Origin of the sequence: Arenibacter nanhaiticus, assembly GCF_900141935.1 — a bacterium.
Classification (GTDB): Bacteria; Bacteroidota; Bacteroidia; order Flavobacteriales; family Flavobacteriaceae; genus Arenibacter; species Arenibacter nanhaiticus.
This window is the reverse complement of record NZ_FQYX01000082.1, coordinates 1-1204: the sequence shown is the minus strand read 5'-3', so window position 1 is coordinate 1204 and position 1204 is coordinate 1. Positions and strand designations below refer to the sequence as shown.

The following is a 1204-nucleotide window of genomic DNA, read 5'->3' as shown; positions in this document are numbered from 1 at the left end:
CTGGGATGGGTGGCAATTAGTTTGGCCTTGTGGTAGATCTTTACCAAGGATCGGGTGTAGATCACCTTGACCTTCATTCCGATATAAGAGAAGGGCACGCTGTAATAATGCTTGTCCATACCCAGGCAAATATGATTGTTCTTGGCCACCTTGTGCTCCCTGTAGTACTTGATCTCAAAGGCCTGTACCGGTAAAGGCTGAAGGGTGTGCTTTTCATCGGCCATGAATTTCTCTTCCCTACAGTACTCTTTTTGCTGCATCCGGGTCTGGTTATGCTCTTTAACCTTCTGGGCAATGGCCCGGTTCAACGATGGGAGGTCAAAGAAAGTAAGCTTGCGGAGCTTGGCATAAACCCGGCTATAGATAAGCTTCACTTGGTTTTCCACCAGCGATTTGTCCTGAGGTCTCCTAGGACGCGTCGGGGTCACCGACGTCCCATAGTGATTGGCAAAATCCTCCAAAGCGCGATTGATATTCGGCTCATAGGGGTTCGATTTGATAACGGCAGCCTTGAGATTGTCCGGCACCAGGGTCTGTGGCACACCACCAATCTCCTTTAAACAACAACCTAGGGCATGGATAAAATCTTCCGTCTTTTGGCTGGGAACCGCCATAGCAAAGCAATAGTCGGAATACGGTAGGCAGGCCACAAAGACCTGGACCTTGATTTCCTCTCCCGTCCGCCTATCGACATAATATAAAAGTTTACCGGCAAAATCCACGTACAGTTTATCGCCCGGTCTATGGTCCAATACCATGGACGGTTTGCCACTGCGCATGTATTGGCGGATATGGTAACAGAACTGGGCGTAGCTATAAGGATCTGGGTTCCCTGCTCTATATTCATCCCATAGCACCTGTCGATTGACACCTGTTTTCTTAAGTTCCTTACGGAAATAATCCAATTGGGGTTTGAGTAGATCGTAGCGTTCGTCCTTATAGGCAGGGTTCCCAGGATTCAATTTTCCCTCCAGTACTGGATCCTCCATGGCCAACAAAGTTTCCATTAAGAGATCGGTCGCTTTAGCTTTTTGAATATAGTCCTTCACCGTGTTCTTGCTCACCGAAAGGATCCTGGCAATGGTTTTAAAGCCTTTCCCTTGGCAGTGCAGGCGAAGTATTTGTTTTACTTGACTCATTGGTTTTGTTTTTCCGGCCATTAGTTATCTTATTTGATGGTATCCATCAAATAAACCAAAACCAG

The 1204-nt window shown here is 47.1% G+C and carries 1 protein-coding gene; it reads right to left on the bottom strand.

What is annotated here, in order from left to right:
• A partial coding sequence (istA, locus tag BUA16_RS18165) for an IS21 family transposase (RefSeq protein ID WP_178338928.1) occupies window positions 1–1139 on the bottom strand: 1139 nt, incomplete at its 3' end.
• Between the last annotated feature and the right edge of the window lie 65 nt (window positions 1140–1204).